The following is a 3,104-nucleotide window of genomic DNA, read 5'->3' as shown; positions in this document are numbered from 1 at the left end:
GTAAGCGCCGACGGAATGCGGCGTTGACGCGGCCTATTTGGCCTTTCGCAGACGGGGCGCCCATTTCTTTGCCAGCGCGGCGAAGCTGGCGTGGATCATATCGATGTTGGGCTGGGCATGTGGATCATGGTCATCGCCCAAGGCATCGAGCGCCTCCTCGTGATACTCATGGGTCGGATCTGCGAGCGCTTCCAGCTTCTCGGCGTAACCCCAAGGCCCGCCTGAATCCTCTGGTGGCCGCATGCCGGTGGCGGCGATTAAACGCGGATAGATTTCGTTGGGATCGGCAGGTGCGATGCCCTGGATTTTGACGCTGTGCTCCCACGCATCGCCAAAGTCATAGAGGTAACGGAAGGTCTTGCCCCGCATGCCCTCGAGTGCCTGAGCCAAGGTCGTTTTGCGGGCATCAAGCGGGCCGTCAAAGCCGTAAGACGGATCGGGGATCCCGAAGCCCGTATGGCCGAAGGTCAATTCCCACAGGTGGCTGTCCGTCCATGCCAGCGCTGCCTGGAAGACGGTGTGCAGCCGGTCGAGCCGGATACCCAGCGGCACTTCAATCACGCGGCTCACCACCGGCGTCACATCATCCAGCGTGATCGTCATCCGTACGACGAAGGCGTTGCTCAAGCAGCCTGCTCCAGCTTTTGGATCTCGTTTGCCGCCTGCCAATTCCAAGGGAGCAATTCGTCGATCCGGTTGATGGGATGATTGCCGATACGCGTAATGACGTCGGTGAACCAGGCCTCGGGCTCCACACCGTTGAGGCGACAGGTTTCGACGAGCGAATAGAACAGCGCCGAGGCATCTCCGCCCTTGGTCGAACCGACGAACATCCAGTTGCGGCGACCAAGGGCAACACCGCGCAGGGCATTCTCGACAAGGTTGTTGCTGATCTCGAGCAGGCCATTGTCACAATAACGGGCCATCGCCGCCCAGCGATTGAGCGGATAACGGCATGCCTTGGCCAGCGCGCTGTCCGAAGACAGCCCGCGCATCTGTGCTTCGAGCCATGGCCGCAAGGCAGCCAGCTTCGGGGCGACCAGTTGCTGGCGGACCCGAAGCCGTTCGTCGGGCGGCGCGCCCTTGATGTCGCGCTCGATCGCGAACAATTCGCCGATCCTCACGATGGCCTCAGCCGCCACCGGCGAGGGGTTTTTGGCCAGAATGTCGGTAAACTTGCGCCGTGCGTGCGCCCAGCAGCCGACCTCGGTCACGCTGCGTGGAGCTTTCGTTTTGGGGTTGCGATACAATATGTTGTAGCCCCCATAGCCATCGGCCTGAAGGTATCCCTCATATCCGGCAAGATGGGCGGCGGGATGCTCGCCGCCGCGCCCGGTCGTAAAGCGGAAGGCCACAGCAGGCGGGCTTATGTCGCCGCTGGAACGGCCATCGCGCAAATAGACCCAGAAATAGGCCGTGTGGCTGCCATCCTCGCCCATGAGCAAGGTGACCGGCGTCTCGTCGCCATGGATCTTAGGGGCTTTGAGAATATGGGCCAACAGGCGCTCGCCAAGCGGGGCCATCAACCAGGCCAGCTTGCGGGCCCAGCGCCCCATCACATCACGATCAATAGTCACGCCCTGCCGCCGCAGGATCACCGACTGACGGTGCCATGGCTGATGGTCAACGAAGCGGCTGACCACCAGATGCGCGAGCAGCGCGCTGCTGGCCATCACCTTGGGTAAGGGCAGATCGATGGCCGGTACCTGTCGGATCGTCTCGCATGACCGGCAAGCAACCCGTGGGCGAACATGGCGCAGAACGCGGAAGCGGGCCGGAACATAATCCAGCACCTCGGTGACATCTTCGCAGATGACGGTCTCCACCCCGCCGCAGCCGCACGGCTCCGGACGATGCTCGGCCGTCAGGCGCGGTATATGCGCCGGAATTGGCGCGCGGGCGCCGGCCTTGCGCACCGGTTCCGGGGTTGTCGCCGTGGTATCATCATTGGCGGGCTCGGGGATGGCCTCGACGTCTTCGAACATCATGCGCAGTTGCGCATCGTCCATCTTCTCGGAACTGCGCCCGAACTGGACCCGCAGCAGTCGGGCGAGACGGTGCTCCAGCTTTTCTATGGTCAGTCCCTGGGCTTTGACGGTCCGCTTCGCAACCTTCAGCTCATCCCGTTCTGCTTCCATAGCCTCGGCCATCTCCCGCAGCATTTTCTGCAGGAGAACAGGGTCTGTGGGAAGGCGATCAAGGTCGAGCCGCATGCCTGCCCCTATAGGGCCGACGACCTGAAAATGCTACAAAAAGTGCCGGTTTTCTGCGATTTTCCCTTACGCAATCGTCGGTTTGGCGATCTCATCATGGACAATAGCTTGCCGCCAATCCAGCCCTTCGATCAGCATCGCCAATTGTGCGCCAGAGAGCCGGGCGGCGACACCATCCCGGGTCCGTGGCCAAACGAACTTTCCGCGTTCAAGCCGTTTTGCATAAAGGCAAAGCCCTGACCCATCCCACACCAGGGCCTTCAATCTGTCACCTCTTTTGCCCCGGAACAGGAAGACGGCGCCCGAGAAAGGATCAAGCTGCAATATGTTGCGAACCTGCGCCGACAGTCCGTCAAATCCCTTGCGCATATCGCAGGGTGCCAGCGACAGATAGATCTTCGCTGATGGCGGCAAGGTCAGGCTCAACGCTCAAGCTCCCCGACAATCTCGAGGACCAGTCGCAGCGCCTGAGGATCCACCAGTCGGTCCACCGAAACCGTGAAACCACCACCACGCCGAATGTCGATCCGACCAGTGTCCGCCATCTTGCCCGCAAGCTCCGGCTGCACCAGTTCAACCGGCACGAAGCCCGCCATAGCTCCGCGCAGCAATTGCTTGCGCCAAGTGTAAAGCTGCCCCGTTCCGATACCATGCCGACGGGCAATCGCGGCGACGATGGCCCCGGGCTGCGTCGTCTCCTTCAGGATCGCCAGCTTTTCTTCGTCGCTCCAGTTCCGGCGACGTTCCACCCGTACGACCGCTCCGCCATCCCGGCGAGCGCCCATACGAGGCTCTTTTGACTGCTCTTCTTCCACTCGCAAGGCCTCCATTTGCCCCGCGAAATCTACGCCACCCCAATCCTGCGCAAGGCCGGGGTCCGTCGGCGCTTAC

General features: G+C 62.0%; 4 protein-coding genes. All 4 read right to left on the bottom strand.

The window, feature by feature from the left end; genetic code table 11:
- Positions 1-33 precede the first annotated feature (33 nt).
- The 4 genes from ACZ9HU_RS22430 to tnpA all read right to left on the bottom strand — a co-directional run bounded on the left by ACZ9HU_RS22430 (position 34) and on the right by tnpA (position 2,998).
- Complete coding sequence (locus ACZ9HU_RS22430; RefSeq protein WP_476108094.1) at positions 34-603, bottom strand: plasmid pRiA4b ORF-3 family protein; 570 nt, start codon at positions 601-603, stop codon at positions 34-36.
- A 20-nt stretch (positions 604-623) separates the two neighbouring features.
- Positions 624-2,162 carry an IS66 family transposase gene (gene tnpC / locus ACZ9HU_RS22425; RefSeq protein WP_476108093.1) on the bottom strand — a complete coding sequence of 513 codons (1,539 nt, stop codon included), beginning with the start codon at positions 2,160-2,162 and terminating at the stop codon, positions 624-626.
- 117 nt (positions 2,163-2,279) lie between these two features.
- Positions 2,280-2,639, bottom strand: a complete 360-nt coding sequence (gene tnpB, locus ACZ9HU_RS22420; RefSeq protein WP_476108092.1) for an IS66 family insertion sequence element accessory protein TnpB — start codon at positions 2,637-2,639, stop codon at positions 2,280-2,282.
- A complete protein-coding gene (tnpA, locus tag ACZ9HU_RS22415) occupies positions 2,636-2,998 on the bottom strand; it encodes an IS66-like element accessory protein TnpA (protein WP_476108091.1) in 363 nt (120 codons plus the stop codon). Before tnpA ends, tnpB begins: the two co-directional genes overlap by 4 nt.
- Positions 2,999-3,104 lie beyond the last annotated feature (106 nt).

Source organism: Novosphingobium sp. Sphag1I (assembly GCF_056279125.1).
This window is presented reverse-complemented; position numbering and strand designations above follow the sequence as displayed.

Bases quoted from the DNA above. Each gene is read 5' to 3' on its own strand.
- tnpA (WP_476108091.1), bottom strand. From the start codon at position 2,998: ATGGGCGCTCGCCGGGATGGCGGAGCGGTCGTACGGGTGGAACGTCGC.
- ACZ9HU_RS22430 (WP_476108094.1), bottom strand. From the start codon at position 603: ATGACGATCACGCTGGATGATGTGACGCCGGTGGTGAGCCGCGTGATT.
- tnpC (WP_476108093.1), bottom strand. From the start codon at position 2,162: ATGCTGCGGGAGATGGCCGAGGCTATGGAAGCAGAACGGGATGAGCTG.